The sequence below is a fragment of the Paratractidigestivibacter sp. genome (assembly GCF_052362415.1).
Lineage (GTDB): Bacteria > Actinomycetota > Coriobacteriia > Coriobacteriales > Atopobiaceae > Paratractidigestivibacter.
Genome location: NZ_DAWEMK010000106.1, coordinates 1 through 700, shown reverse-complemented (window position 1 = coordinate 700; position 700 = coordinate 1). Strand labels below are relative to the sequence as shown.

Below are 700 nucleotides of genomic sequence, written 5' to 3'. Positions count from 1 at the left end.
TCATCATGGGCACCCGCTGCGGCACCCTCGACCCCGCCACGGTCTTCTTCCTCGTGCGCGAGGGCGGCTACACCATCGACCAGATCGACACGATGATGAACAAGCAGTCCGGCCTTCTCGCCGTCTCCGGCGTCTCGTCCGACTCCCGCGATATCGAGGCCGGCGCCGAGAAGGGCGACGAGAACTGCAAGATGGCGCTCGAGATGTTCTATTACCGCACCGCTCAGCTGACCGCTGAGATGGTGTGCTCGATGGGCGGCGTGGACACCATGGCCTTCACCGCTGGTATCGGCGAGAATTCCGCCGAGATGCGCCAGGGCGTCGCTGACCGCCTCGCGTACATGGGCGTGAAGATCGACCCTGAGCTGAACGCCGTCCGTTCCGACGACCCGCGCGTGATCTCCACCCCGGACTCAGCCGTCAAGGTCCTCGTCGTCCCTACGAACGAGGAGTACATGATCGCCCTCGACGTCGCCGACCTGCTCGGCAAGTAGAGCTGCGACCTTACCTTGGTCTCTCCTCGGCCCCGGCCCGCCTACGCGAGCCGGGGCCGCTTGCTTTTGTCCCGGTTACCGTTTTCAACGATAACGAACGTTTGCTAATATCAATAAACATACCGCGTGGGTGGGATTATATACTCGACTGTTGTCGGGTACAGTAGTTATCACGTCTCGACCAGACATCATTACTACGCTTAGTC

Annotated in this window: 1 pseudogene; it reads left to right on the top strand. The window is 61.1% G+C overall.

Features of this window, described 5'->3' with window-relative positions:
• A pseudogene (locus ACT84W_RS09010) lies at positions 1–494 on the top strand (acetate/propionate family kinase); the annotation flags it as partial.
• Positions 495–700 lie beyond the last annotated feature (206 nt).